This is a genomic window from Halomonas sp. N3-2A, assembly GCF_002216165.1.
Taxonomy (GTDB): Bacteria; Pseudomonadota; Gammaproteobacteria; order Pseudomonadales; family Halomonadaceae; genus Vreelandella.
Window position 1 is genome coordinate 798,938 of record NZ_CP022286.1, and the last position, 25,823, is coordinate 824,760.

Genomic DNA, 25,823 nt, shown 5'->3' on the forward strand with positions numbered 1-25,823 from the left:
CAAGGACAATGGAATGAGTAGCGTACTGTTTGCTGAACACGCCACCCAAGATGGCCATGTTATTGGCGAGATCACGCTTAACGCCGAGCGTTCGCTGAACGCCCTGACGTTAGAGATGATTGAAGAGATTCTGCCGCGCTTGAAAGCGTGGCAAACCGATGAGCGAGTTGTTGCTGTTCTGCTGGATAGCGCTGGTGAAAAAGCGTTTTGCGCAGGCGGCGATGTCGTCAATCTGTATAAAGCGATTAAAGGTGACGGCGAGCCAGATTTTCCTGAGCGCTTCTTTGAACATGAGTACCGCCTGGATTACCTGCTCCACACCTATCCCAAGCCGGTCATTTGCTGGGGCAGCGGTATTGTGATGGGTGGGGGAATGGGGCTGCTTAGCGGTAGCAGCCACCGAATCGTGACGGAAACTTCTCGGCTGGCGATGCCAGAAGTGACGATTGGCCTTTATCCGGACGTTGGCGCTAGCTGGTTTTTAAACCGTCTGCCAAATGGTACCGGACGCTTTTTAGCCATGACCGGCAGTCAAATTAACGCGCCAGATGCCGTTCATCTCGGCCTTGCCGATCGTGCGATTGCTAGCCATTACCGCGCAGACCTGGCTCAAAAACTGATGGATGCCACCTGGGGTGAAGGAAAGCAAACTGACGCCCATGGTGTCGTCAATCGCGTGCTGCGCGAATTTGAACAAGCGTCTCAAGAGGTATTTGCCGAGCTGGAATCGCCGGTTCAAAAATCTGCCGCACTGATTCGTGAGCTAATGGATCACGATACGGTTGAGCAAACCGTGGATGCCGTGCTGGCGGTTCGCAGTGATGACAAATGGTTCAGCAAAGCGCAGAAAACGCTTTCCCACGGCAGCCCCGTATCAGTGAAGCTGATTGATGAGCAGCTAAAGCGCGCCAAGCACATGTCGCTGTCTGAGGTGTTTCAGTTTGAGCTGGCGCTTTCAGTGCTGTGTTGCCGTCATCAGGAATTCCCCGAAGGCGTACGTGCGCTGTTGGTCGATAAAGATGGTACGCCTGCCTGGAAATACCCAGATGTCGCGTCCGTCGAGCAAACATTTATCGATGAGTTGCTGGCTTCGCCGTGGGAAAACAGCCCACTGGCGGATCTTCACTAAGCTATTTCTTCAAACCATTTCCCCAACCCAATTCACCGTCAATTTTCGAATAAGGACAATAAAGATGACCACTGTCGCGTTTATCGGTTTAGGTAATATGGGTGGCCCCATGGCGGCCAACTTGGCGAAAGCGGGCTTTAACGTTCGCGCGTTCGACCTTTCTGAACAAGCCTTGGAAACGGCTAAATCCCAAGGCTGTGAAGTAGCGGCCTCTGCCCAGGTAGCGGCCACCGATGCAGATTTTATTATTTCCATGCTGCCCGCAGGCAAGCACGTGCGTGGGCTGTATGTGGATGGCGACGAGCCGCTGTTTGATGTGATCAAAAAGAGCGCTCTGGTGATTGACTGCTCGACCATCGATGCGGATACCGCCCGCAGCGTGGCGGCCGCTGGCGCTGAGAAAGGCGTTGGCTTTGTCGACGCGCCGGTGTCTGGCGGGGTAGGCGGCGCGCAGGCCGGCACATTGAGCTTTATTGTGGGCGGCAGCGCGGCACAATTTGAACAGGCCAAGCCCGTGCTCGAAGTGATGGGTAAGAATATCTTCCACGCCGGCGACCACGGTGCAGGCCAGGTGGCCAAAGTGTGCAACAACATGCTGCTTTCCATTCTGATGGCGGGCACCTGCGAAGCGATCAATATGGGCGTGAAAAATGGCCTGGACCCAGCGGTGCTTTCCGAAATCATGAAACAAAGCTCTGGAGGAAACTGGGCGCTAAACGTTTACAACCCGTACCCCGGCGTGATGGAAAATGCCCCCGCTTCGAAGGGCTATCAAGGCGGTTTCCAGGTAGACCTGATGATTAAAGATCTGGGTCTCGCCATGGATGTTAGCCAGCAAAGCGCCTCGCCGGTACCCATGGGCTCTGCCGCACGCTCGCTATTCACCCTGCATAAAGCAGGCGGCAACGGTAAACTCGATTTCTCCAGCCTGCTGCAGTTTTATCAAGATAAGGAGTGAGGCTAAGGCGTGAATGGAAAATGGTGAGGAGCAAGTGGTGGTGTAGCGCGTAGTAACGAGTTTTGCGCGGAACGAGCAACACGAGGCACCCGCGAGAGGGCGGCATAAGCCGCCCCTTGTCACTGGCTTCAAGGGCGGGCAAACTCATTATCTTCACTATTCTCAGATGTATGCTCAGATAAAAGGACTGCCATGATTACGCTTTGGGGCCGCAATAACTCGACTAACGTCAAAAAAGTACGCTGGGTACTTGAAGAGCTCGGCTTGGCGTTTGAACAAATTCCGGCAGGAATGCAGCACGGGGTCAACAATACCCCGGCGTACTTGGCCATGAACCCCAATGGGCTAGTGCCGCTACTCAAAGACGACGCGACCGATAGCGTGTTATGGGAATCCAACACCATTATCCGCTACCTGGCTGCGCAGTATGGCCAAGGTAACTTATGGATAGATGACCCCGCCAAGCGTGCCCAGGCAGAGAAATGGATGGACTGGGCGAACAATACGCTTTCGCCCAGGCACCGCGTTATTTTGCAGGGATTCGTAAGGACACCGCCAGAAGAGCGCGACAACGCCGCTATTGATGCCGGAATGCTAGCCTGTGAAAGGTCATTCGAACTGCTAGATAACGCGCTGGCAAACCAAAGCCAACCCTGGTTTTCCGGCGATGAATTTGGCCTCGGCGACATCGCCCTAGCGCCATTTATCTATAACCTTTGGAACATTGGGTTAACCTGGCAGCGGCGCCCCAATCTGGAGCGCTGGTACCAACAGATTGCAGAACGCCCCGCCTTTCAGAACGTAGTGATGATTCCTGTAACCTGATGTAAAAAGCAGCCTTCCCTGATGACGGGAGGGCGCTCTAGCGCGCTACAATTTGCTAAACGGCTAAATACACAGGCTTTATCGTGCATTTATGCGAAGGAGCATACGGGGTTTGTAGTGCGTGGTAAGCGAAGCGCACCCGCAATGGCAGCCCGGCGCAGCGGTTGTAAGTGGAACAGCACAGCCCTGACAGCACAGTAAATAAGGGCAATTTAATATTGTGGGAGGGCGCTTTAGCGCGCGTTGATTCAGCCACTAAATGTTCCCTAAAACTCCGCCTCCAATTTAGCCAATTCGCTATCAAGCTCCTTCAACGCCTCACACGGCAAACCATGGCGCTCGGCGCTATCAATCAACGGCCCTAAAATCGCCCCGCGCTCGGTGGGACGCTTGGCCTCAACATCCTGCAACATCGAGGCCTTATTGTTAGCGGTGTTCTCCACCACCTGCCACACAAGCGCCAACCACGCGTCTTCACCTTCGCCACCATTCGGTGGTGCAATGTTTTCCTGCTTTAAAATCGCCGCGACCTCTTTGACCACCGCTGCCAAACGGCCTGCATAAGCGTCACCGCGCAGCTCACCATTGCGCACACCATTTAGCGCCACCAATGGGTTGATCGCCGCATTCACCGCCAGCTTCTGCCACAACCGTTGGCGTATATCGCTCACCGCCGTTGCGGTAAAGTTTGTCTCACTCAATAGCGCCGCTAACGCCTCCGCCAATCCCGCGTGCTGATTATCTAAATCACCAATAAACGTAGGCCCGCGCCCCGCGTGAACCACACCATCATCCCCAGTGAGATAGGCACCCTGAGTTGTGGTCGCGCACAGCACTGGCCCAGGCCATGTTTGTGTAATACGCGGCTGTGCCAAAAAACCGTTCTGCCACAGCACCAACGGGGTCGTGGGCGCAACTACATCGGCAATGCTGGCAAGCGCCGTCTCGGCGGCCATGGCTTTGGTGGTGATATGTACAAACCCAGGCGCGGGCAGTGGATGAGAGGCCAGCTCCGCAACCGTAACGCTCGCCAGCCGCTGAGTTCGCTCTTCACCTTCCGGGAGGGTTAGACGCTGTTGTTCAGGCAGCGCACGTCGACCAATCAAAGTGGTGTCAGTCAAGGGGGAAAGCGAATGCGCCAACAGGCGACCAATGGCCCCAGGGCCAAGTATCCAATGGGAAGTCATCGTTGAGTTTTAGCCATTAGCAGCGGTGTTGCCGCCAAGCTTACCGTGTTCAGCATAAGGAAATGAAGCCGAGGTGTAATACCACAAGCTACACGGTTAATTCTCAATGATGATGCGCATGATTAGCTGCCTGTCTCATCTTGTTAGGTAAATGATCGATGTGCTCGGATGGTGGATTTGCACGGCTTGCTAAATTCACTATATTTAATATTTGAAGAGTTTTGCGAGGTAAAAGAATTACCGTAAATAGCTTGGGTGGAAGGCTGATTGCTCGAGCCTGCTTTGGGCTACCGGCCTTTAATCAGTCGCTCGATTGAAGCGTCTTTTCATAAGGGCGTTGCGGGTGATTTACGCGCCCTAAGGGAGGGTTCATGCGTAGGTATTACAAAGGGGGCGTTGCGATCGTGATTGGTGCGATGGTAATGGCAAATGCAGCGTGGGCGTGTTCAAGGTACTTATGGAATGATAACGAGCAGGGCGTTTATGTTGCCCGCACAATGGATTGGCCCGAGTCGACAGAGCCGGTTATTACCGTCTTCCCCCGTGGCATGGAGCGAAATGGGGGCATGCTGGGCACGGAAGTCGTCGTGGAGGAGAACGCAGCAACATGGACGTCGAAGTACGCCAGCATGGTCACCACGGTTTATCGCATCGGCGCTGCCGATGGATTTAACGAAAAGGGGCTGGCGTTTCACATGCTCTATCTCACCGCCACCGACTTTGGCCCGCGTGATCCAGCCAAACCAGGAATGCAGGCCGGCTTGTGGGGGCAGTATGTGGTCGACAACGCAGCCACTGTCGAAGAAGCGCTCGAAATACTCGAAGATGTACAAATTGTCATGGCGGAGGCGCGGGGAAGCAAGGCAGCCGTACACTTGGCAATTGAAGATGCTACTGGGGATTCAGCGATCATTGAGTATATCGATGGTGAACCCATGATTCACCACGGTAGAGAATTTAGAATTATGACCAATGATCCGCCTTACGATCAGCAATTGGCACTGCTGGAAGAATTAGACTTTTCAAATCCAAGCAGCGACACGCCGCTGCCAGGGAACGTCAAAGCGACCGACCGTTTCCAGCGAGTCGCCTACTTTTCGTCGATGCTGCCGGAGCCACAGAACGAGCGCGAAGCCGTGGCGAGCGCTCTAGCGATTGCCCGAAATGTATCGGTTCCGTTTGGTGCGCCGTATAAGGATTTCGGTATTTATAACACCGAGTACCGCACCGTCATGAACCTCTCGGAGCTGAGGTACTACTTCGAGCTGACGACCAGCCCCAATGTGATATGGGCTGATCTCTCTGAGCTAGACCTAGAAGAAGGCTCGCCGGTGCAAGTTCTCGATCCGAATAATATCGAACTTTCTGGCGATGTAAGCAGCGACTTCACCGTCGCTGAAAGATCCCCGTATTAAAGCAGGTTCGTTACGCGCCGATGCAGTTGACCGAACTAACTTGGTTCACTGCATCGGCTTTTTTGTGCGAGTGATGAAAGCAGGAAAGGTGCGTTATGAGTGAATAGGTTCTAGGCATGGCAGAAGAGCGCAATGCACGGCTAATGACTAATGACTAATGACGAGGCTTAGGATTATTTGATAGCGTTAAGCCTAAGAAAGTTTTGTTTGAGTGATGACTGGGCCGCATTACATAGAAGAGGTGAGCACGTTTGAAATGGTGCATGTGATGTCGGTTTTACGGCCTTGAGTGGTTCATCTGGCCAACGCGGCATGCTGGTTCAGCAGTGTTATGCAGCCGGCACGATAATCTATGTTATACAGCCTGTTTATACTTGATTTATTTTAATTTCAATGGGATGGGCCGTAAATGAAAGGCGATATAACCTGAATGAACGCGCCGTCGGGTTCATTCAGGTTATGTAGTTGGGTGTATAATCACTGTTAGCCACAGAGGATAGTCCGTGGATATTTTCGTAGTTCGCTTAAATCCAGACCCAAGAGAAGGAGTTCCTTATTCAAACTTTGTCTCGGAAAAAGAATACAAAAAAATCCATAGCTCATCCCCTATGGACGGATTCCACGAGGCTGTGAACTTTATGTCTGAAGGCGGTGTTATTAGGGGATATCTACCGCCGAGACACTCAGCAGCTTTACGGAATGGTGAGCTCTTTGTTCTCGTAACAATAACAGCGAAAACCGCAAAGAAAGGTGGTAACCAGATAGTTGGAATTCAATCCGGATGCATATACGAGGGAGAAACAGAAAGAGAAGGAGCAAGTCATAAGCAAGGGCTAACGTGGCATTACCGATGTCCGGCGTCACTTTCTTATCTGTTCCCAAATCCTATTCCATTTGCACGCGAAATTGTGTTGGGGCAAGACGGTTCATGGGTCAGAGGGCCAACTTACAAGATACCTACTGGCACCGAGCAGAAGTTTTTGGCATCCATATCTACTAACCTGAAGGGTGCTACTTCAAAGGCTAAATTAAAAGCCATTCTTCGCAGTGGCGATGCTCAAAAAGCAGAAGTTGATTTCGAGGCAGAGGATACATTTGAACAGAAGGTATCGGAGGAGTTTGGTAAACCTTCAAAAAAGGTTAAGGGTAACAAGCACCCAACTCAGAAAGAGGTAAAAACTTACGCCTATGTTCGAGACCCAAAAGTGGTCGCGCAGGTATTGCGGGAGGCAAAAGGTATTTGTTTTGATTGCGAAAATAAAGGGCCATTCATCTCAAAAGTTACCGGTCAGCCTTACCTTGAGGTTCATCATGTACAAATGCTCAAGGATGGTGGCCCAGATACACCAGAAAACGTAGTCGCTCTGTGTCCAAATTGCCACCGTGCACGTCACTATGGTTAACAAAGCGCTGCTGTCGGACAAATTTTCCTCTGCGCTCCAAATTTGCCGCAGAGCGCGGCGTTAAACGAGTAAAGGAACTTTCGTGAATTATCACAATCTTGACGAATTCATTGAAGAAATCACAGCCTTAGAGGAGTTCTTTACAGAGTTTGCTGCTCGTGAAGACGAGGTTCTTACGCGGGGTATGAGGAGGGTTGCAGATTGGGAAAGTTATCAGCGTTCAGCAGAAATATTGAAAACCTTCGAAACCAGAATTCATGAGTATCATGCTTTCCTTCGACCAATAGACAAGAGCTTATACGAGCGCGTCGTCACGTTGACTACTGACTCTAAGTTGGTTGAATCAATTGTAGGGATAGAGGTTTCTTTAAGGATCGCTACTCAGCGTCAGAAACTGAATTTTAGTGGCGAACTGGCAAACACCCTTCTATTTCAATTACCATACATATCTAACGCGATCCGCCGAAGAAAACTTTTCTCTGAAGAAGTCATTCCCATTCAAAAGCTCCTAGTCGCCATAGGACGGCTCAAGAACCTGGTGGGCATCTCTAAAGATGTCTATATCCATCAATGGAGCCATGACAGTGATGTATTCAAGCCATCTAATCTAGATGATGAAAAGATAATCACATACATAGAAGAAGCCATAAGCTGCATAGAGAATCAGTCTTCACTTCCAAAGGAAGACAGAAAACAGCTGGTCGAATATTTAAACAAGGCTAAAAGTGAATTTTCGGAAGATAGGCCTTCATGGAATAAAATTGTTGGAGCTTTGGTGATAGCTGCTGCAATTACAAGTGGAATTGCGGATTCTAGTGGCGCAATGGAGAATATCGATGCGGCAATTAAGTACATATTAGGCACTTCTGTAGAGAAGCATATTCCAACCCCCGTCCCTTTGCTCGAACAGCCTAAGAAAGATCGGGGAGATACAAATGAGCCTGAGGTGATAAGCGTTTAACAAGGCCTTTCAGCGGACGCTGGACTTCCCCCAGTTTAGTAGACACGCATCGATAACTCCGCAGGAGGAGCAAAACGATGCCGGAAATGATCACGGGGAAGAAAACTCAGCAGTACAGCACTGAGTTCAAGGTGAAAGCAGTGGAGTGAGCCAGAGCCAGAGCCAGAGCCAGAGCCAGAGCCAGAGCCAGAGCCAGAGCCAGAGCCAGAGCCAGAGCCAGAGCCAGAGCCAGAGCCAGAGCCAGAGCCAGAGCCAGAGCCAGAGCCAGAGCCAGTTTCCAGTGAGGTGCCTGCCAATGCTGCCAACAGCCAGATCGCTGCTGACGATCGTTTAGACCATGCTGGCTGGCTGACATGCTTCAGTGCCCTTGGGTTAGGCGGCCTTACCCGTAATTTGGCAGCGCACTGTCAGCTTGAAAGCGATGATGGTCACACGGTGGTGCTGCGGCTTGACCCTGGGCAATCCGCTATGCAGGCCGATGTTCACAATGGCCGTATTGAGCGCGCGCTAAGTAGTTATGGGCTGCCTCGGCGTATCGAGTTTACGGTGGCTGACTTAGCGCCTGATATTGAAACGCCCCGCCAGCAGGAAGAGCGTCAGCAGAAAGAGCGCCACGCGTTGGCTGTTGATCTATTACACCGCGACCCCAATATACAGAAGCTACAGCAGGCATTTGGGGCTACTCTCATTGAGTCAACCGTTAAACCCGCGTCTGACAAGCGTTCTTAGCCGCTGACGATTGACTCGCGATGCTTATTTTTTATTCCTTCAGGAGATAACCGCATGTTTAAAGGTGGAATGGGCAACATAATGAAGCAAGCCCAAGAGATGCAGGAAAAGATGCAGCAGATTCAAGAAGAAGCTGCTAAAGCGGAAGTCCATGGCGAAGCGGGCGCCGGTATGGTGAAAATCACCATGAACGGCCGCCACGATGTTACCAATGTCACTATCGACCCCAGCGTTCTTGAAGAAGACAAAGAGCTGCTGGAAGATTTGCTCGCCGCTGCCGTGAATGATGCTGTTCGAAAAGTGGAAGCAAACTCCAAAGCGAAGATGGAAGAAGCGACGGCAGGCTTGAACTTGCCGCCCGGCTTTAAGATGCCGTTCTAAACATGCGCTTCTCCCCGCTTGTTGAGCAACTGATGGACGCTTTTCGCGTGTTGCCGGGCGTTGGGCCAAAAACGGCCCAACGCATGGCCATGCACCTATTAGAACGCGAGCGCCCAGGAGGGCAGCGGTTGGCAGCGGTAATTCAGCAGGCCATTGAAGAGGTCGGTTATTGTCAGCGCTGCCGTACGTTGACCGAAGCGGATATCTGCGTGCTGTGCGAAAGTCCCCGCCGTGATGATGCGCTGCTGTGTGTCGTTGAGTCGCCTGCTGATCAGCTTGCTATTGAAGAGGCGGGTGGCTTTCAAGGGCGTTACTTTGTCTTACATGGTCACCTTTCTCCGCTGGACGGCATTGGCCCAGATGCCATTGGATTGGATCTATTGGAAAGCCGCGTCGCAGAAGGCAACATTCGAGAAATCGTGCTTGCCACCAATCCCACCGTAGAAGGCGAAGCGACAGCGCACTTCATTGCCGCCCAGCTTGCTCACTACGGTGTCTCTTTTTCGCGACTCGCCTATGGTGTGCCCATGGGAGGGGAGCTTGAGTATGTAGACGGTGGTACGCTAAGCCGCGCCTTTAATGGTCGCCAGCCTTTCGCCAGCGATTGACCCTTATAAAAAACGCAAGCGCTTTTGCGATTGTGCCAACCCGGAAGTTTGCTTTGTCCTCTTTAGCCCCCTCGTTGTATCAATGGATTGATAGTGCCGACGCCTTAGATGCTGCATGCGAGCAAGTCGCCGGTGCCAGTGTGATTGCCCTAGATACTGAATTTTTCCGTGAAAACACGTTTTTTCCGGTGCCAGCGCTTATTCAGTTCACCACCGGTGACATGGCGTATTTAGTGGATCCGTTGAGCACACCTTGCACCGCTGCTTTTCGTGATTTGTTGCAAAATAGTGCCATCAAATTACTGCATGCCTGCAGCGAAGATCTCGAGGTTTTCCAGCACTGGGCCGGCGTATTGCCAGCACCGCTTATCGATACGCAAGTCGCTCAGGCTTTTTTGGGGGAAACTCCCGGCATGGGCTATCAAAAATTGGTAGAGCACTGGATGGGGGAAACGCTGCCTAAAGAAGAGACGCGTTCCAACTGGTTAGAGCGCCCCTTAACGCCCTCCCAGTGCGAATATGCGGCGTTAGATGTTATCTATTTGCTGAAGGTTTGGGGGCTTCAAGCGGAGAAGCTTGAACAGCTGGGGCGGCGCGAATGGCTTGACGATGAGTGTGCCAGTCTTATCGAGCAGGCAGGCCGCAGCGTAGAGAGCGATGGCCAATGGTATACGCGCCAGCGGCAGTTGTGGCGCCTGGATCCTCGCCAGCTTGAAGCCTACCGCTTAATGACCATTTGGCGGGAAGGCGAAACCCGCCGTCGGGATTTGCCGCGTAATTGGTTGGTTAGCGATAAGCTGCTGTTCGCGGTGGCTGAAAAAATGCCTAAAAATCGGTATGAGCTAGCAGAAATTGAAGGGGTAAAGCCGCCCCTGGTTAAAAAAGAAGGCGATACGCTGCTGTCGCTGGTGAAACAGGCTCAGCATTGCCCCGAAGGTGATTTGCTGGCGCGCTGGCCAGACCCGATGCATCCTGTGTTTAAGCGGCGCTTTAAAGCACTTAAAAAAGTAGTGGCTGAGAAGGCTGCTGAGCTGCAAATAGCGCCCGAGATGTTGCTGCGGCGGCGAGATATTGAGGCGCTTGTGATGCAGCGGCTTGCTAATCAGCCATTAACCACTCCTGGAGGTTGGCGTGATGCCTATTTAACTCAGGAAATTCATCAGGCGCTTGAGGAGTTATCGTAATGAGCGAGAAACTGCTTTGTGAGATTTTAAAAAGCTCACGCAAAGACGAGATGTATCTCTACATAGACAAACAGAAAGGGTTGTCATCCGTGCCCGACGCATTGATGGATACCTTCGGTAAGCCAGTGCCGGTGCTGACAATGATACTCACCGCCGATAAAAAGCTGGCTCGAGTGAACGCTGCTGATGTGATGGATGCAATCCAAGAGCAAGGCTTTTACCTGCAAATGCCGCCTGCGAAAGAAGCCTATTTGCTGGATGTTCATCGCGCTCAGGCGGCTAACCGCGAATGAGCGTTATGAGCTTCTTTTCATGAACGTTCTGCCATGAGCGTTTTGCCATGAACTTTCTTGCCCATGCTTGGCTTGCCCATCCTGGCAGTGATGAGTTTCTGTACGGAAATCTGATTGCTGACGGCGTGAAGGGGCAAGACTTAACGGCTTGGTCGTCAGATGTTGCTCGCGGCATACGTCATCATCGCCGCGTGGATGCCTGGATTGATCGGCACCCAAACGTTTTAGAAGCAAAACGGCGCGCGCCACACGCTCAGCGGCGTTATGTCGGTATCGCGTTAGATATCGTGTGGGATCATTTTCTTGCTCGTCAGCAGGCGGGAGAGCAGCAGCACCAGTTAATCGAGCGCTGCTATCAGCTGTTACAGGCTTGGCCTGCACCGCAACGCTTGTCTAGCATGATGCCGTTGATGATTAAGCATGACTGGCTGCACCGTTACGCTGATTTTGACTTTACCTGCCGTGCAGTAGCAGGCATTGGTCAGCGGCTATCGGGGCCGAACCGCTTAGCAGAGTTAGTGCCTTGGCTTTACGAAGACTATCCATGCTTAGCGGCCGACTTCGCCGTGTTATGGCAAGAGTGCCGAGTCACGCTAACCAGCAGCGGTGGTACTGCGGAGAGTGGGGGTTATTCAGACATGTTGAAAGTAAAGGGAGTCAATGATGGTGGCGGCCATGCGTGAGCGCTTCTGGGAAAGATACTCGCTAGAAGAATTAACGCCCCAAGAGTGGGAGGCGCTATGCGATGGTTGCGGCCAGTGTTGCTTGTTGAAGCTCCACGACGATGAAACGCAAGAATTAGCGGTGCTTAACGTTGCCTGTCGGTTGCTGGATATTCACAGTTGCCAGTGCAGTGACTATGAAAATCGCTTCGATAGCGTACCTGACTGTACGCAACTGACGCCTGAGCTCGTCAAAGAGTTTACCTGGCTGCCGCACACATGTGGCTATCGGCGTGTTGCTGAAGGACGCAAGCTAGCAGGATGGCATCCGCTGCTGAGTAACGATGCTGAGCGCGTTCACCGGAAGGGCGTAAGCGTAAGAAGCTTTGCGGTTTCCCAAGATGACGTGCCCGAGCGCCTTTTGGAAGAGCATATTATCGCTGTATTGCCGATGTCCTAAACCTGACAGTCGCCCTCCCTGGCATGCTCACTAACCGCTGGCTAACGGTAATAACGTTAGCTGGCGGTTTTGCTTTTTGTGCTATCCCAAATGGTTAAAAACGCTTCTTTAAACGGTGAGGGCTGTGGCTTCGCTGTGGTTTCTCGCGTCGCCGCTTGATCGGTTGGCGCTGTTGTCTTTGGCGGGGTATCCCAAATTGTTGGAAACTGTTCCTGATAGCTCATGGTGTGCTCCTGATTTTGTGAACTAGACGTTTGTCTATAAAACTTATAGGTAGTATGACGTAAAAAACACTTTATGGAAATGTTTTCCATAAAATGTTTTTTCACAAAAAAGCAGCGCCTGGGCGCTGCTTGAATGTTGTTTTGGAGCTGTCGGCTGTTTCTTGATAGGCAACTATTGTGTTTGCTTTGCTGCATCCTCAGGGGCTAGTCCGAGTGCCCACAGGATAAACGCGTCTTGGCGAGCCGTATCTCGCCAGGCTTTGAACCTGCCGGATGCGCCGCCGTGGCCGCTGGTCATGTCGGTGTGAAGCAGTACAGGGGCATTGCCTTGCTGTGCCTCGCTAACGCGGGCATAAAACTTGGCAGGCTCCCAGTAACTAACGCGAGTATCAAACCAGTTGCCCTCTATCCATAGTGCAGGGTAGTGCTGGGCGCGTATGTTGTCGATAGGTGAGTAGCCAGCGATACGCTCGGCGACTTCTGGGTCTTCAGGATTGCCCCACTCACTATATTCGGCGGTGGTAAGCGGTAACTCTGGGTTCTGCATGGTACGGAGCACATCCAGAAACGGCACCTCCAATACCGCTGCGCAAAATGCCTCAGGTTTACGGTTGATGCAGGTACCGACTAGCAAACCGCCTGCGCTTGCCCCGCAAGCCACTATCCGTTCTGGCTGGCTAAGCCCCTGGTTTACTAGCGCCTCTCGGGCAGCTAAGAAGTCGTTAAAGCTATTCTCTTTATGAGCCATTTTGCCATTTAGATACCACGGTTCGCCTCGCTCACCGCCGCCGCGTACGTGGGCGACTGCAAATGCTGCGCCACGCTCCAGTAGTTCGAGCCGAGCAATTGAGAACCAGGGATCAAGCGCTTCACCATAGGCGCCGTAACCATACAGCAGCGTGGGCAGTGGTTGGCCGGCTAAGTCAGCGCGCATGACAATGGATACTGGCACGCGTTCGCCGTCAGCGCTGGTTGCCCATATGCGCTGGCTGACTAGTTGATCAGGCTGCAGTTGGCCGTAAACGGGGACTTGCTTTAGCAACGTACGTTCACCGCTATCCAGGTTTAGCGCATACCAGCTGGGAGGGCGAGTGAACGACTCTTCGCGTAGATGTACGGTATTCGCATCGAAGTGTGGCGAATCTTCTAGCAACTGCGAGCAGGGTGTTTCAGGTAGCTCGATATGCTTATCGAGTGTGAGGTTGTGATCTTTATCTAGCACTAAGCGGCGTAACATAACCTGGGCATCACGATGGCTTCGCTCGGCGGTGATTAGCCCCCATTCAAACGCATCGATCCCTTCTAGGGTAGTGTCTTCACGGTGAGCTATCAGCGACTTCCACTCGGCAGCAGGGTTACTGTGTTGATCAGCGCGTGTGAAGTCGAGTTGAAAATGCGGGCCTGAGAGATTTTGTAAGCGATAAAACGTACCAGGGCGATGATCAATGCTCACTTCAACCCCTGCCTGACGGGCATGTAGGCACATCGGGGGAGAATGGGGCTGATCTGCCGGCACGGCATGGATTTCTGTTGTATCTTTCGAACCGCTTTCAATCAAAAGCCATGCTTTCGAGCGCGTTTTGCCAATCCCAATCCAGAACTCCGAATCGTTCTCACGCATTACTAAGGCTGGCTCAGCAAGGCGCTCTGGCGTTGAAAACGGTATCCACACACGCCAGATGGAGTCCGGGCGCTGAGTGTCATCAAAGCGTGTAAATAGCAGCGTTGCGCCGTTGGTTGTCTCATCCTCTGCCCAGCATACGCTAGGGCCAATATCGCTAAGTAGTTGCTGAGGTTTACCGTCGGGTAGCGCCTTTAGCCATAGAGTAAAGCGCTCGTCGCCTTGGGTATCTTCCGTCCAGGCAAGCCACTGCTCATTCGGGGAAAGTGCCATGTCGCCCATGTCATAAAAAGGCTGATCGGCGGCACGTTCACGTACGTCAAGAAAGCACTCGTGAGCATCGGGCTGGTTGTTAGGGTGGCGCCACCAGCAGGGGTAATCATCCTCGGCGGTGGTGTCACTCCAGAACGTAAAGTGGTCAAGCGCTGTCTTAAGGCTGGTTATTGCCAATTCACGACGCGCTAAGTGGCTTTGATAAAGTGTTTCAGCAAGCGGCCGTAAAGGAGCAAACCATTCATCATGCTGATGGTTCGCGGCTTCTAAAAAAAGCGATACGTCAGGCGCATCACGCTCTTCTAACCAGTGCCATTCTGGAGAATTAGCGCGATAATAATGTGTGACAGGCGAGCCTTCGTGCTTATCAGGCTGTGCTTTCATAAATTGATAGGTACCATAACGGGAAATCAACGTCGGGTGTCTCCACCCACATGAGGGGTATTATGCTGTTTGAAGACTCAATGTCACTGCTGTGGTCAAGTTATTACGTTCTTTCACTGGTTGTGCTGGTTGCTGTCTACTTTGCGCTAGCATTCTTGCCTCGCCTACCGCGTTTGGTAATTACCTGGTGTGTGGCGGGAGCGATGTGGATACCTGCAGGGTATCAGTTACCGTTAGTAGAAGAGGGTGAGTTTTATACCGGTTGGGCACCGGCTGCCATGGTGTCTGCGGTTGCTTTTCTTGAGCATAGCGCCAGTGCACTACGTGGTGGTTTGCTGTGGTTGATTTTAGGCATTGCCTTAGGCGCATGTGTTGGCATTGCCCTGTGGTGGTGGCGTAGGCCAGAACCTTATGATGATGTGTCGCAGCATCAGCCCCAGGAAGAAGATCCTCAGCCAACCCGGCGCCGGGAGCCAGTGATTAACTAATGCGAGTACAAGGCGCGATGATGGAGCTAGCCAATGTGTGAGTTACTAGGCATGAGCGCCAATGTTCCTACCGATATTTGTTTCAGTTTTTCCGGCTTTTTACACCGCGGTGGGGGCACTGGGCCTCACCGCGATGGGTGGGGCATCGCATTTTACGAGGAGGGGGGGTACCGCGAGTTTCGTGACCCTCACCCCTCGGTTAATTCCCCGATAGCCCGCTTAATCTGTGAATATCCTATCAAGTCCAATGTAGTGATTAGCCACATTCGCCAAGCGAATGTGGGTGGCGTACGGCTGGCAAATACGCACCCATTTACCCGTGAAATGTGGGGGCGACCCTGGTGCTACGCCCATAATGGTCAGTTGAGTGATTGGCAGCAGTTGCCATTAGGTACGTACACACCGGTAGGTAACACAGACAGCGAACACGCTTTCTGCTGGCTAATGGGCGAACTGCGTCGTTGCTTTCCCACGCCGCCTGCGTCTCCTGAATCATTGTGGGAGCGTTTGCACGGGCTATGTGAAGAGTTGCGCGGACTAGGCGTTTTTAACCTACTGTTATCTGATGGCGTTTACTTATACAGCTACTGCTCGACTAAATTGGCTCATATCACTCGCCGCGCGCCCTTTGGCGAGGCGGAGCTGTCCGATGCAGAGTTAACGGTTAACTTTATCGAGCATACGACGCCTAACGATATTGTCTCTGTGATTGCTACAGAGCCACTTACCCAAAATGAAGCGTGGCAGCGAATGGTTCCTGGTGAATTATTGGTATGGCGCGAGGGAGAGATCAAAGCGCGTTACGGTCATAGCAAATAGGGTGGCGACACAGCGTGAGCGACAGCAACAGGGCCGTGCTTTAAGCTAAAGTTGAAACGCCAGTTTCAATCGATCGTTTTACAGCGTGCTGCCTGTCGTATATGGTTGGCTCTTTTAGGCTTGCTACTTAGTCACGCACAATAACAAGGTCGGTCAAATATCGACACGGATAGCGGAGATTGCCCATGAGCGAACACGCCAATGCCCACGTACTACGTGGCCCAGCGCTTGAAGGCTTGGATCAGTACAACTCAGTCACGGATGTCTTTCATTCAGCGGTTAAACGTTTTGCCAACAAGCCGGCATTTAGCTGCATGGGCAAAACCCTAACGTTTGCCGATCTTGATCGTCTGTCAGCCAATTTTGCAGCTTGGTTACAGCATGAAACCGACTTGGTTCCTGGAGACCGGATCGCCATTCAGTTGCCTAACGTGCTGCAGTTTCCTGTGGCGGTGTTTGGTGCACTAAGGGCGGGGCTCGTGGTCGTTAATACCAACCCGCTTTACACCGAGCGGGAGATGGCGCACCAGTTCAAAGACTCAAATGCCAAAGCCATTGTGATTTTGGCCAATATGGCGGATAAGCTTGAGAAAGTGCTGGATAAAACGGATATCCAACACGTCTTGGTTACCCAGCTTGCCGATATGCACGATGTGCCGAAGCGTTGGCTAATTAACGCCGTTGTTAAGCACGTTAAAAAGATGGTGCCTGCCTACTCGCTACCCAACGCTGTTGGCTTCCGCGATGCACTGAAAAAAGGCGCGTCGTTACATCATACTGAGGTGCAACGCACCATGGATGATGTGGCTGCACTGCAATACACCGGTGGCACCACCGGTATGCCTAAAGGCGCGATGCTGACCCACCAGAACCTAGTTGCCAATATGCTTCAGGCGCGTGCTGCTATCGGTGAACACTTGACCGATGGCGAAGAGCTGGTAATTGCGCCATTGCCGGTTTATCACATCTATACGTTTACCGTTAACTGTTTATTCCTGATGGAAACAGGCAACCACTCGCTATTGATTACTAATCCTCGTGACTTAGCTAGCTTTGTCAAAGAGCTTAAAGGCTTGCCGTTTACCGGGTTTATTGGTCTGAACACGCTGTTTAATGCGCTGTGTAACCGAGATGATTTTAAGCAGCTCGATTTTTCAAAGCTAAAGCTGACCATTTCCGGCGGTATGGCACTGACTAAAGCGGCGGCTCAGCGTTGGGAAGAGACAACGGGGTGCCCGATTGCAGAGGGCTACGGGCTAACGGAAACATCGCCCATTGTTAGCTTTAACCCTACAAACGCTATACAGCTGGGCACCATTGGTAAGCCAGTGGCTGGTACCGCTGTGAAAGTGATAGATGCAGACGGCAATGATGTTCCCATGGGTGAGCCCGGTGAGCTTTGCGTGCAAGGGCCTCAGGTGATGAAAGGTTACTGGCAGCGCGAAGATGAAACCCGCAATTCTATTGATGAAAACGGCTGGTTCCACACGGGCGATATTGCCGTGTTGCAAGATGATGGCTACATCAAGATCGTTGATCGTAAAAAAGATATGATTTTAGTATCTGGCTTTAATGTCTACCCAAATGAAATAGAAGATGTCGTGGCAGCGCATCCAGATGTGTTGGAGTCTGCAGCAGTGGGTGTGCCCGATGAAGGTGCTGGAGAAGCCATCAAGCTATTCGTTGTTTCCAAAAACAGTGAGTTAGACGCTGAGACGCTGCGCAAGTGGTGCAAAAAAGAGCTAACCGGCTACAAAGTTCCGAAGTACGTAGAGTTCCGTGATGAGCTTCCCAAAACCAACGTTGGCAAGGTGTTGCGTCGACAGCTCCGCGATCAGGAAACAAGCAACGCTTAAGCGCTTAATGAGTTCGCTATTAGGTGGCTGTTAGGCGTCCTGTTATCGAAGGCGTTACAATAGTCGGCCCACTCATGCAGTGGGCCGATTTTATTCTGAGATGGAAACCGAGCCTAACGTGACCACCGACACGCAAACTTCCCATGCTGACGCCCAGAACGCTTATCCACTCACCGTATTAGATGAGGAGATAAGGCACGTTATGCTGCGTGATGCACAGCAGCTAGCGCGTCGTGTGGCAGGCCTTAAGCGGCGTCAACGAGACAGAAAACCGATTGACCACGGTGTCCAGCAAGTTCAGCGCGACCTGGAAAAAGCTAAGCGCCTGCTTGCTAACCGTGAAGCACTGAAGGTGGCGCTGGATTATCCTGCCGAGTTGCCTGTAGTAGAACGACGAGAGGATATCCTAAACGCTATCCGCGACCATCAGGTAGTGGTCGTGGCGGGGGAGACAGGGTCGGGTAAAACCACTCAGCTGCCTAAAATTTGTTTAGAGCTTGGCCGTGGGCGTAAAGGGGTGATTGGGCATACCCAGCCACGCCGACTGGCAGCGCGTAGCGTTGCTGGGCGATTAGCGGAAGAGATGAGCGTGCCGCTGGGTGAGCAGGTCGGCTACCAAGTACGCTTCAATGATCAAAGCTCCCCAAATACGCTCGTAAAGCTGATGACGGACGGTATCCTGCTGGCAGAAACCCAGCACGATCCTTTGCTGCTGCGTTACGACACGCTGATTATTGATGAGGCGCACGAGCGCAGCCTTAACATCGACTTTTTGCTGGGTTATTTAAAGCGCCTGCTGCCGAAGCGTCCTGATCTAAAAATCATTATTACCTCAGCCACCATTGATGTAGATCGTTTTGCTGCCCATTTCGGCAGTGCCAACGTGCCTGCGCCGGTGGTTGAAGTCTCTGGCCGCACTTTCCCCGTCGATGTACATTACCGCCCGCTGGCGCGTAGCGAAGAGGATGAGGATGACCGGACACTGCAAGAAGGCATTTTGCACGCCGTGCGCGAAATCGAAACCATCGAGCGTGAGAAGGGCTGGCTGCATGGTCCACGCGATGTGCTGGTGTTTTTACCCGGGGAGCGGGAGATTCGTGAGACAGCCGATACGCTGCGACGGGCTGACTTAACCGGCACCGAAATATTGCCGCTCTATGCTCGGCTTTCCAACGAAGAGCAAAATCGTGTCTTCGCTTCCCACAAAGGGCGGAGAATTGTGCTGGCGACTAACGTTGCGGAAACCTCGCTCACGGTACCGGGTATTCGCTACGTTATTGACCCTGGCTTAGTGCGGATCAGTCGCTACAGCTATCGGGCGAAAATACAGCGGCTACCGATTGAGCCGATTAGCCAGGCCAGCGCCAATCAGCGTAAAGGCCGTTGTGGCCGTGTAGCGGAAGGGGTGTGTATTCGTCTTTATGATGAAGAAGACTTCCTGTCGCGGCCAGCGTTTACCGACCCAGAAATCCAGCGCACCAATTTAGCGTCAGTCATCCTTTCCATGCTGGCGCTGAAACTTGGCAGTATAGAAGCCTTTCCCTTTGTCGACCCGCCCGATAGCCGATTCGTAAAAGATGGCTTTCGTTTGCTGTTTGAGCTGGGGGCGGTAGACGACCAGCAGCGCCTGACCCCGCTGGGCCGTAAGCTAGCTAAGCTACCCATCGACCCACGGCTAGCACGTATGGTGCTGGCAGGCGCCGAACGGGGCAGCCTGCGGGATGTGTTGATAGTGGTATCGGCTCTGGCGATACAAGATCCTAGAGATCGGCCTGCTGACAAACGCCAAGCGGCGGATCAAGCCCACCAGCGCTGGCATGATCCCGATTCTGATTTTGTTGCGTTGCTAAACTTATGGCATGGCATCGAAAATGCCCGCGAGGCTCTCTCAGGCAACCAACTACGTCGCTGGTGTCGCGAGCACTATATTAACTATCTGCGCATGCGCGAATGGCATGACACGTTCCGTCAATTGCGTCAGTTGCTGCGCGATATGGACATCGACGTGCCTGCACCGTTGCCCAGAGATGAAGACGAAAGCGAAGAGCAAGCCAAGCAAGCGCGTCGTAAAACGTCAGGAAAACTGCACCAAGCGCTGTTATCTGGGCTGCTTTCTAACCTGGGAACACTGCTGGAAAACCGTGAATACCTGGGCGCGCGTAATCGTAAGTTTATGATTCACCCCGGCTCAGGGCTGGCGAAAAAAACGCCGAAGTGGGTAATGGCGTTTGAGTTGATTGAAACCACGAAATTGTTCGCCCGTACAGTGGCGAAAATTGACCCTCAGTGGATTGAGCCTCAAGCGCAGCACTTGATAAAAAGCAGCTATAGCGAGCCGCACTGGGAAATGAAACGTGCCCAGGTAGTTGCGTTCGAGCAAGTAACCCTGTTTGGTCTGCCTATCGTTGCCCGTCGCCGCGTGCATTATGGCCCTATTGCTCCCCAAGAGTCCCGTGAGCTGTTTATTCGTCGTGCGCTAGTGGAAGGCGAATTTCAGACTAAGGGTGAGTTTTTTGCCCATAACCGAGCGTTGATTGAAGAAGTCGAGGCACTCGAAGATCGTGCACGTCGGCGCGATATTCTGGTCGATGAAGAGACGTTGTTTGCTTTTTATGATGAACGGCTCCCTCACGATATCGTTAATGGCAAAGGATTTGAGCACTGGCGCAAGCAGGTAGAGCGTGAGTCTCCTGACTTATTAAAATTCGATATTGAGGCACTTAAAACACGGGATGCCAACGACGTGACTCAGGCGCAGTACCCTGACCACCTAACGTTGGCAGGGGTTGCCTATCCGGTTAGCTATCACTTTGATCCTGATGCAGAAGATGATGGCGTTACGCTAACAGTGCCTGCCGCTATGTTGCCTCAGTTGCCCGTGCACGCGCTTGAGTGGTTAGTGCCGGGGTTGCTGCGCGAAAAGTGTATTGCGCTACTTAAATCACTGCCGAAAAGCATTCGTCGTCAAGTGGTCCCCATTCCTGACTGGGTCGATGCCGCGCTGGACATGCTCGTGCCTGATAACCGCCCACTGACCGAGGCGCTTGGCGAGTTTATTCGGCGGCGAACGGGTACTCGGGTACACCCAGATGACTGGCGGCTTGACCTGCTAGCACCACATTTAATCATGAACGTGCGCGTTGTTGATCACGCTGGTAAAACGCTGGGCCAGGGGCGTGACGTACGTGCCCTGGAAAGGCGCTTTGAAGAAGCCGCCAGCAGGGGAGCTCAGGCGTTAGCGGAGCAGGCTAATCAGGCTCCGGCGCTTGAAGGTCTACCTAGTGAGCCGCTTCCCGAGTCTCGGGTGACGACTCAGGCGGGTATTCGTGTTGAGGCCTACCCGGCACTGGTAGCAGAAGATGCACGCTTCAAAGTGGCACTTTTCGATCATCCCGCCAAGGCAGCGGCAGCGCATCAAATGGGTGTGGCGCGTTTGGCGATCTCACAACAGCCGGATCAGGTGAAAGCGATTAAGCGTTTGCCGGGGGTGGAAAAATGCGCGTTGCTGTTTGCGAAGGTTGGGAGCAAAAATGAGCTGGTTGATGATCTTTTACTGGCGGTGTTTACTCAAGTAGTGGCTGCGCATCCTCTGCCACGTTCGGAGCAAGCCCTTAAGCAGCGCTTGCAAACGTCTGAAGAAAGCTTGTTAGCGCATGCACAAACACTGTTAACGCATGTTGAGGCGGCGCTGAAAGGGCACTTGGCAGTGACCAAAATTTTAAAAGGGAAGCTCAATTTTGCGTTGGCGCTTGTTTACAGTGATGTCAGCGCGCAGATGAAGCGATTGGTTTACCCCGGTTTCATTCGCGATGCAGGAGAGTGGTTAACGGAGTATCCTCGTTATACAGAGGCTGCGTTAATCCGGCTGGAAAAAGCCGCGCGCGAGCGAGGGCGCGACCAAATGCTAATGCACGATGTCCAAGCATTGGAAACGCGTTTTGACGCGCGCCGTAAAAGTGAGCGCAGAGGCGACGCGGAAGACCCAGAGTTAGTGGCATTTGGTTGGTGGATTCAGGAGCTCCGGGTGTCTCTGTTTGCCCAGCAGCTGGGTACTAAAATGCCCGTTTCTGTGAAGCGCCTAGAAAAGCGTTGGGAAGAGCTTGTTAGCGTTTAACGCTTGTCGTAATACGATAATAGGCTTACGTCGTTAAGCCAATGCACCCAGATGACAACATCGATTGACAGCCAGCGACTCTCAGTAAGCCGCTAAAAGGAGAAAGGCATGACACATGTGGTGATTACCGGTACAGGACTTTACACGCCGGAACACGCCATTGATAACGCGTCGTTGGTGAAAGCATTTAACGCGTGGGTAGACAGCCAAAATGCTCGGCATGCTGATGCGATCTCACGTGGTGAACGAGAGCCGTTGTCACACTCCAGTAGCGAGTTTATTGAAAAGGCATCTGGCATTAAAAGTCGTTATGTGTTGGATGCCTCAGGAATTCTCGACCCAGCGCGAATGCGGCCTAAACTGCCACAGCGCAGCAATGATGAACCGTCTATTCAGTGCGATATGGCTACCCAGGCGGCACAACAAGCATTGGCAGCCGCTAACGTTGATGCCGCTGACATCGAGCTTGTCATCGTGGCGTGTTCGAACCTAGAACGTGCCTATCCAGCTGTGGCTGTCGAAGTTCAGCGGGCGTTAGGCACCGGCGGTTACGGTTTCGATATGAATGTAGCCTGCAGTTCAGCCACATTTGCGCTTGAAACAGCGGCCAATGCGATTGCATCTGGTAGCGTAAAGCGGGCTCTGATTGTAAACCCAGAGATCTGTTCGGCACATCTCAACTTTACAGATCGCGATAGCCACTTTATTTTTGGCGATGCTTGTACCGCAATGGTGCTTGAAAGCAGTGATTGCGCTGTGTCTGATGAGCAGTACGAAATATTAGGTACGCGTCTAGTGACGAAGTTCTCTAATGCGATTCGTAATAATGCAGGCTTCCTAAATCGCGTCACCGACAGTGACCCACTGGCGCTGGATAAGTTATTTGTACAAGAAGGGCGGCGGGTGTTCCGAGAAGTGTGCCCCATGGTTGCTCAACTGATTTCGAGCCATTTAGCCTCTCTAGAGCTTTCTGGAAGCGACTTGAAGCGCATGTGGCTGCATCAGGCTAATCAGCATATGAATGACCTGATTGCGCGAAAAGTGCTAGGTGTGGAGCCTAGTAAAACGCAAGCGCCCATTATTCTTGATCGCTATGCTAATACCAGCTCAGCGGGATCGATTATTGCCTTTCACCTGCATCGTGAACAGTTAGAAAGTGGTGATATTGGTGTGATTTGTTCGTTTGGCGCAGGTTACAGCGCCGGTAGTGTTGTTATACGTCGTCAATAACAGTGCTTTTGGTTAATTGTTTTCAGGCGTGAAATGCGACGAGCCGCACGCCACACATGTTGATAAAGGAGCTACCATGCTTGGGTTGTTAGCAAAGCCAAAAAGCGCGTTTAGTTTGTGCTACAAGGGATTGCCTGTCTTGCTGCTAGCCGTATTAAGCATGAGTGGGTGTGCTAGTTCAGGGGGGAATGTTGGCGAGCAAGTCCACCCTGAAGATCCTTGGGAAGGGTTTAACCGTCGCGTGTTTGCTTTTAATGACGTGCTAGACCGTTACACGTTAAAGCCAATCGCTAAAGGGTACCAGACGGTTACCCCCGATCCCGTGCAAACTGGGGTAGGTAACTTTTTCGCTAACCTTAGCGACGTGCGTACCGCGTTAAATAGTTTACTCCAAGGTAAGCCCGCTAATGCAGGGCTTGCTACTTCACGCTTTTTAATCAACTCGACGGTGGGTATCGGCGGGCTGTTGGATTACGCTACGTTGATGGAAATCAATGCTGATAAGGAAGATTTCGGACAAACGCTGGCGGTGTGGGGGTGGGATGACTCGCGCTATTTAGTGCTACCGCTGCTCGGTCCTAGAACACTTAGGGATACCACTGGGCTACCTTTTGATATTGCAGCTCATCCGCTTACCTATATGGATGACCATACGCTAAGGGCTGGTTTAACGGCACTGGATATTATTCATATTCGCGCAGGGCTACTTGATCAAGAAGACTTGATTAGTGGCGACCGTTACCGCTTTGTTCGTGATGCCTTCTTACAACGCCGTCAGTTTGAGATTAATGATGGTGAGCTTGGGGATGACCCGTTTGCTATGGACGATTTTGAATTCGACGATACCGATTTTGGTGACGACGATTTCGCCGATTGAGGCTTAATATGGATCATTCCAAGCAGTTGATCGCGGTGATCGATGAGCCAGGGCAAGAGCGTGACGCGCTAGCAGAAGCGATTACGTGCGATGGCTTGTGGGTATTTGCAGCAGATAATATTGACAATTTGCCTGCCGACACAGCGCTTATCGTTGCTCATGCAAGGGCAGTGCCGCGCCAGCAGTGGTCGCAGCTGACACATCGTTTGCCTACCTTAGTTGTCAGTGATTCCCGTCAGGACGCGGACCTGATTAAGGCAGTCGATGTTGGTTTAGTTGACTATATTGTTCATCCACTACGCCACGCAGAACTGTTGCGCCGGATGATTCGCAAAGCCATTGAGCTTCATACATTGGCTCAGGAGCGAGACCGAGACCGAGAGCGTCTGGCCGAATTAAACGAAAGCCTGGAAACGCATTTAGCCTTGCTGCGTATGGATCAACAGAGCGGTGGTCATATTCAGCGCCGTTTATTGCCTATTCATCCCAAAATCATCAATGGTGTGTACTACGATTACTGGTTTGCACCTTCGCTGTATTTGTCGGGAGACTTCCTTGACTATCAGCGCTATAACGATCGCTATAGCGCGTTCTATTTTGCCGATGTGTCTGGGCATGGGGCGTCCTCTGCGTTTGTTACCGTACTGCTCAAGTATCTATGCAATCGATGGCTTAATGAGTGGGATGGCCAATCGCCAGAACAGTTGGCCCCTAACTGGTTGGCGGCATTAAACAGAGAGTTGCAGGATACTGATATTGGCAAACACGCGACCTTGTTTGTTGGTGTCATTGACCATCAGGAGCGGACGCTTCACTATTCGCTCGGTGCACAGCTTCCTATGCCATTGCTAGTGTCTGGTGGTAAGCTAGTACGTCTGGCAGGAGAGGGAATGCCAGTAGGTCTTTTTCCAGATGTAGAGTATCCTTCGCTCAGCTGTGCTTTACCGGCCGATTTTCATTTATGGCTGTGTTCAGACGGTGTATTGGAATGCTTGCCGGGTAAGACACTCGACACGCGGCTCAAGGAACTTGAGCAATTAGTAAGTGAAAGTGTCACGCTTGAGCAGTTGCGCGACCGGCTAGCCAACACCAACTCTCTTCTTATAGAAGGTGATGCGGACAGTGAGGCGAACCAGGACCGCGATGCTTTACCCGATGACCTGACAATCATGATGGTGAGCGGATTTGGTCATGCTGATTGAAGAAGGCCGCATTAAAGCGGCGTTCGACTCCGGTGTTTTTGTTTTAAAATTATGCGGCGACGTGCGCTTGACGTTGTGCGCTACGCTTGATTCTCAGGCTCAGCGGCTAGCTGAAACGCCTGGGCTAACGGCGGTAATGATCGACCTGCGCGAAGCGACGAATGTTGATTCGACGGCGCTGGGTTTTCTGGCCAAAGTTGCTATGGCGGTAAAAGGGCGCTTAGAGCACCCACCCACCATCATTGCTGATAACCCAGATGTACGGAAAATGCTGGATGTAATGGGTTTTGCGCGTTTTTTTACGCTGATGGAAGCCCCATTGCAACAAGCGTCGAAACTAACATCGGCCCTAGAAGACTTGCCTGCTGAACCCGCTGACGAAGAGGGGCTGCGTGAACGTATTTTAGAGGCCCATCGAATTCTGATGCATATGAACGAGCACAACCGCGAACAGTTTCAACCGCTTGTGGAAATGCTCGAAGCGCAAAATTCGACGGCCCACTAGCAGCGCACTTCATCTGTATGTAGGTTTCAAGAGCA

General features: G+C 52.2%; 25 protein-coding genes. 21 read left to right on the forward strand and 4 right to left on the reverse strand.

The window, feature by feature from the left end:
• Window positions 1–13 precede the first annotated feature (13 nt).
• The 3 genes from CEK60_RS03720 (at window position 14) to CEK60_RS03730 (ending at window position 2,912) form a co-directional block, all read left to right on the forward strand.
• Window positions 14–1,129: an enoyl-CoA hydratase/isomerase family protein gene (locus tag CEK60_RS03720; RefSeq protein WP_089037881.1), complete on the forward strand. Its 1,116-nt coding sequence runs from the start codon at window positions 14–16 to the stop codon at window positions 1,127–1,129.
• Entirely contained in the window at window positions 1,077–2,087 is a 1,011-nt protein-coding gene (gene mmsB / locus CEK60_RS03725) for a 3-hydroxyisobutyrate dehydrogenase (protein WP_269768689.1), read from the forward strand. Before CEK60_RS03720 ends, mmsB begins: the two co-directional genes overlap by 53 nt.
• A 192-nt stretch (window positions 2,088–2,279) precedes the next feature.
• Window positions 2,280–2,912 carry a glutathione S-transferase family protein gene (locus CEK60_RS03730; protein WP_089037883.1) on the forward strand — a complete coding sequence of 211 codons (633 nt, stop codon included), beginning with the start codon at window positions 2,280–2,282 and terminating at the stop codon, window positions 2,910–2,912.
• Between the two features lie 266 nt (window positions 2,913–3,178).
• Here CEK60_RS03730 and CEK60_RS03735 read toward each other — a convergent pair whose 3' ends face one another.
• Window positions 3,179–4,099: a ketopantoate reductase family protein gene (locus CEK60_RS03735; protein WP_089037884.1), complete on the reverse strand. Its 921-nt coding sequence runs from the start codon at window positions 4,097–4,099 to the stop codon at window positions 3,179–3,181.
• Window positions 4,100–4,470: 371 nt separating this feature from the next.
• Here CEK60_RS03735 and CEK60_RS03740 point away from each other — a divergent pair, with 371 nt between their 5' ends.
• The 3 genes from CEK60_RS03740 to CEK60_RS03750 all read left to right on the forward strand — a co-directional run bounded on the left by CEK60_RS03740 (window position 4,471) and on the right by CEK60_RS03750 (window position 7,878).
• Window positions 4,471–5,514 carry a linear amide C-N hydrolase gene (locus tag CEK60_RS03740; protein ID WP_089037885.1) on the forward strand — a complete coding sequence of 348 codons (1,044 nt, stop codon included), beginning with the start codon at window positions 4,471–4,473 and terminating at the stop codon, window positions 5,512–5,514.
• Window positions 5,515–6,017: 503 nt separating this feature from the next.
• A complete protein-coding gene (locus CEK60_RS03745; RefSeq protein ID WP_089037886.1) occupies window positions 6,018–6,917 on the forward strand; it encodes an HNH endonuclease in 900 nt (299 codons plus the stop codon).
• Window positions 6,918–6,999: 82 nt separating this feature from the next.
• Window positions 7,000–7,878 carry a hypothetical protein gene (locus CEK60_RS03750; protein WP_089037887.1) on the forward strand — a complete coding sequence of 293 codons (879 nt, stop codon included), beginning with the start codon at window positions 7,000–7,002 and terminating at the stop codon, window positions 7,876–7,878.
• Window positions 7,879–7,913: 35 nt separating this feature from the next.
• Here CEK60_RS03750 and CEK60_RS22325 read toward each other — a convergent pair whose 3' ends face one another.
• Complete coding sequence (locus CEK60_RS22325; RefSeq protein ID WP_198361454.1) at window positions 7,914–8,183, reverse strand: hypothetical protein; 270 nt, start codon at window positions 8,181–8,183, stop codon at window positions 7,914–7,916.
• Here CEK60_RS22325 and CEK60_RS03760 point away from each other — a divergent pair.
• The 7 genes from CEK60_RS03760 to CEK60_RS03790 are packed head-to-tail and all read left to right on the forward strand — an operon-like array spanning window position 8,164 to window position 12,195.
• Window positions 8,164–8,607: a DNA polymerase III subunit gamma/tau C-terminal domain-containing protein gene (locus CEK60_RS03760; protein WP_089037888.1), complete on the forward strand. Its 444-nt coding sequence runs from the start codon at window positions 8,164–8,166 to the stop codon at window positions 8,605–8,607. The genes CEK60_RS22325 and CEK60_RS03760 overlap by 20 nt on opposite strands.
• Window positions 8,608–8,661: 54 nt before the next feature.
• A complete protein-coding gene (locus CEK60_RS03765; protein WP_038482905.1) occupies window positions 8,662–8,988 on the forward strand; it encodes a YbaB/EbfC family nucleoid-associated protein in 327 nt (108 codons plus the stop codon).
• Between the two features lie 2 nt (window positions 8,989–8,990).
• Window positions 8,991–9,596 (forward strand): recombination mediator RecR, encoded by a 606-nt coding sequence (gene recR, locus CEK60_RS03770; protein WP_089037889.1) that lies wholly within the window; start codon window positions 8,991–8,993, stop codon window positions 9,594–9,596.
• Between the two features lie 53 nt (window positions 9,597–9,649).
• Window positions 9,650–10,780 (forward strand): ribonuclease D, encoded by a 1,131-nt coding sequence (rnd, locus tag CEK60_RS03775; RefSeq protein ID WP_089037890.1) that lies wholly within the window; start codon window positions 9,650–9,652, stop codon window positions 10,778–10,780.
• A complete protein-coding gene (locus CEK60_RS03780; protein ID WP_038482913.1) occupies window positions 10,780–11,073 on the forward strand; it encodes a YcgL domain-containing protein in 294 nt (97 codons plus the stop codon). The genes rnd and CEK60_RS03780 overlap by 1 nt, the downstream gene beginning before the upstream one ends.
• 47 nt (window positions 11,074–11,120) lie before the next feature.
• Window positions 11,121–11,756, forward strand: coding sequence for an acyl carrier protein phosphodiesterase (locus tag CEK60_RS03785; protein WP_232471461.1), 636 nt, complete (start codon window positions 11,121–11,123; stop codon window positions 11,754–11,756).
• On the forward strand, window positions 11,737–12,195 hold the full coding sequence (locus CEK60_RS03790; protein ID WP_038482916.1) for a YcgN family cysteine cluster protein: 459 nt from the start codon (window positions 11,737–11,739) through the stop codon (window positions 12,193–12,195). The genes CEK60_RS03785 and CEK60_RS03790 overlap by 20 nt, the downstream gene beginning before the upstream one ends.
• A 56-nt stretch (window positions 12,196–12,251) precedes the next feature.
• On the opposite strand, the gene CEK60_RS22330 is transcribed toward CEK60_RS03790, so the two are convergent.
• Together CEK60_RS22330 and CEK60_RS03795 are read right to left on the reverse strand one after the other, a co-directional pair.
• Complete coding sequence (locus CEK60_RS22330) at window positions 12,252–12,419, reverse strand: hypothetical protein (RefSeq protein WP_198361455.1); 168 nt, start codon at window positions 12,417–12,419, stop codon at window positions 12,252–12,254.
• Between the two features lie 172 nt (window positions 12,420–12,591).
• Window positions 12,592–14,697, reverse strand: a complete 2,106-nt coding sequence (locus CEK60_RS03795) for a S9 family peptidase (protein ID WP_089040840.1) — start codon at window positions 14,695–14,697, stop codon at window positions 12,592–12,594.
• 62 nt (window positions 14,698–14,759) lie between these two features.
• Here CEK60_RS03795 and CEK60_RS03800 point away from each other — a divergent pair, with 62 nt between their 5' ends.
• The 8 genes from CEK60_RS03800 to CEK60_RS03835 all read left to right on the forward strand — a co-directional run bounded on the left by CEK60_RS03800 (window position 14,760) and on the right by CEK60_RS03835 (window position 25,788).
• Entirely contained in the window at window positions 14,760–15,185 is a 426-nt protein-coding gene (locus CEK60_RS03800) for a hypothetical protein (protein ID WP_089037891.1), read from the forward strand.
• A 33-nt stretch (window positions 15,186–15,218) separates the two neighbouring features.
• Complete coding sequence (locus CEK60_RS03805) at window positions 15,219–16,004, forward strand: class II glutamine amidotransferase (protein WP_089037892.1); 786 nt, start codon at window positions 15,219–15,221, stop codon at window positions 16,002–16,004.
• A 185-nt stretch (window positions 16,005–16,189) separates the two neighbouring features.
• The gene (locus CEK60_RS03810; protein WP_089037893.1) at window positions 16,190–17,860 is read left to right on the forward strand and encodes an AMP-binding protein; all 1,671 of its coding nucleotides are present in this window, start codon (window positions 16,190–16,192) and stop codon (window positions 17,858–17,860) included.
• 100 nt (window positions 17,861–17,960) lie between these two features.
• Entirely contained in the window at window positions 17,961–21,974 is a 4,014-nt protein-coding gene (gene hrpA, locus CEK60_RS03815) for an ATP-dependent RNA helicase HrpA (RefSeq protein ID WP_089040841.1), read from the forward strand.
• 108 nt (window positions 21,975–22,082) lie between these two features.
• Entirely contained in the window at window positions 22,083–23,204 is a 1,122-nt protein-coding gene (locus CEK60_RS03820) for a beta-ketoacyl-ACP synthase III (RefSeq protein WP_089037894.1), read from the forward strand.
• Window positions 23,205–23,280: 76 nt separating this feature from the next.
• Window positions 23,281–24,081 (forward strand): MlaA family lipoprotein, encoded by an 801-nt coding sequence (locus CEK60_RS03825; RefSeq protein WP_089037895.1) that lies wholly within the window; start codon window positions 23,281–23,283, stop codon window positions 24,079–24,081.
• Between the two features lie 8 nt (window positions 24,082–24,089).
• Complete coding sequence (locus CEK60_RS03830) at window positions 24,090–25,283, forward strand: PP2C family protein-serine/threonine phosphatase (RefSeq protein ID WP_089037896.1); 1,194 nt, start codon at window positions 24,090–24,092, stop codon at window positions 25,281–25,283.
• Complete coding sequence (locus tag CEK60_RS03835; RefSeq protein ID WP_089037897.1) at window positions 25,273–25,788, forward strand: STAS domain-containing protein; 516 nt, start codon at window positions 25,273–25,275, stop codon at window positions 25,786–25,788. Before CEK60_RS03830 ends, CEK60_RS03835 begins: the two co-directional genes overlap by 11 nt.
• Window positions 25,789–25,823 lie beyond the last annotated feature (35 nt).

Bases quoted from the DNA above. Each gene is read 5' to 3' on its own strand.
- CEK60_RS03720 (WP_089037881.1), top strand. From the start codon at position 14: ATGAGTAGCGTACTGTTTGCTGAACACGCCACCCAAGATGGCCATGTT.
- mmsB (WP_269768689.1), top strand. From the start codon at position 1,077: ATGAGTTGCTGGCTTCGCCGTGGGAAAACAGCCCACTGGCGGATCTTC.
- CEK60_RS03730 (WP_089037883.1), top strand. From the start codon at position 2,280: ATGATTACGCTTTGGGGCCGCAATAACTCGACTAACGTCAAAAAAGTA.
- CEK60_RS03735 (WP_089037884.1), bottom strand. From the start codon at position 4,099: ATGACTTCCCATTGGATACTTGGCCCTGGGGCCATTGGTCGCCTGTTG.
- CEK60_RS03740 (WP_089037885.1), top strand. From the start codon at position 4,471: ATGCGTAGGTATTACAAAGGGGGCGTTGCGATCGTGATTGGTGCGATG.
- CEK60_RS03765 (WP_038482905.1), top strand. From the start codon at position 8,662: ATGTTTAAAGGTGGAATGGGCAACATAATGAAGCAAGCCCAAGAGATG.
- recR (WP_089037889.1), top strand. From the start codon at position 8,991: ATGCGCTTCTCCCCGCTTGTTGAGCAACTGATGGACGCTTTTCGCGTG.
- CEK60_RS03780 (WP_038482913.1), top strand. From the start codon at position 10,780: ATGAGCGAGAAACTGCTTTGTGAGATTTTAAAAAGCTCACGCAAAGAC.
- CEK60_RS03785 (WP_232471461.1), top strand. From the start codon at position 11,121: ATGAACTTTCTTGCCCATGCTTGGCTTGCCCATCCTGGCAGTGATGAG.
- CEK60_RS03790 (WP_038482916.1), top strand. From the start codon at position 11,737: ATGGTGGCGGCCATGCGTGAGCGCTTCTGGGAAAGATACTCGCTAGAA.
- CEK60_RS22330 (WP_198361455.1), bottom strand. From the start codon at position 12,419: ATGAGCTATCAGGAACAGTTTCCAACAATTTGGGATACCCCGCCAAAG.
- CEK60_RS03795 (WP_089040840.1), bottom strand. From the start codon at position 14,697: ATGAAAGCACAGCCTGATAAGCACGAAGGCTCGCCTGTCACACATTAT.
- CEK60_RS03800 (WP_089037891.1), top strand. From the start codon at position 14,760: ATGCTGTTTGAAGACTCAATGTCACTGCTGTGGTCAAGTTATTACGTT.
- CEK60_RS03805 (WP_089037892.1), top strand. From the start codon at position 15,219: ATGTGTGAGTTACTAGGCATGAGCGCCAATGTTCCTACCGATATTTGT.
- CEK60_RS03810 (WP_089037893.1), top strand. From the start codon at position 16,190: ATGAGCGAACACGCCAATGCCCACGTACTACGTGGCCCAGCGCTTGAA.
- hrpA (WP_089040841.1), top strand. From the start codon at position 17,961: ATGGAAACCGAGCCTAACGTGACCACCGACACGCAAACTTCCCATGCT.
- CEK60_RS03820 (WP_089037894.1), top strand. From the start codon at position 22,083: ATGACACATGTGGTGATTACCGGTACAGGACTTTACACGCCGGAACAC.
- CEK60_RS03825 (WP_089037895.1), top strand. From the start codon at position 23,281: ATGCTTGGGTTGTTAGCAAAGCCAAAAAGCGCGTTTAGTTTGTGCTAC.
- CEK60_RS03830 (WP_089037896.1), top strand. From the start codon at position 24,090: ATGGATCATTCCAAGCAGTTGATCGCGGTGATCGATGAGCCAGGGCAA.
- CEK60_RS03835 (WP_089037897.1), top strand. From the start codon at position 25,273: ATGCTGATTGAAGAAGGCCGCATTAAAGCGGCGTTCGACTCCGGTGTT.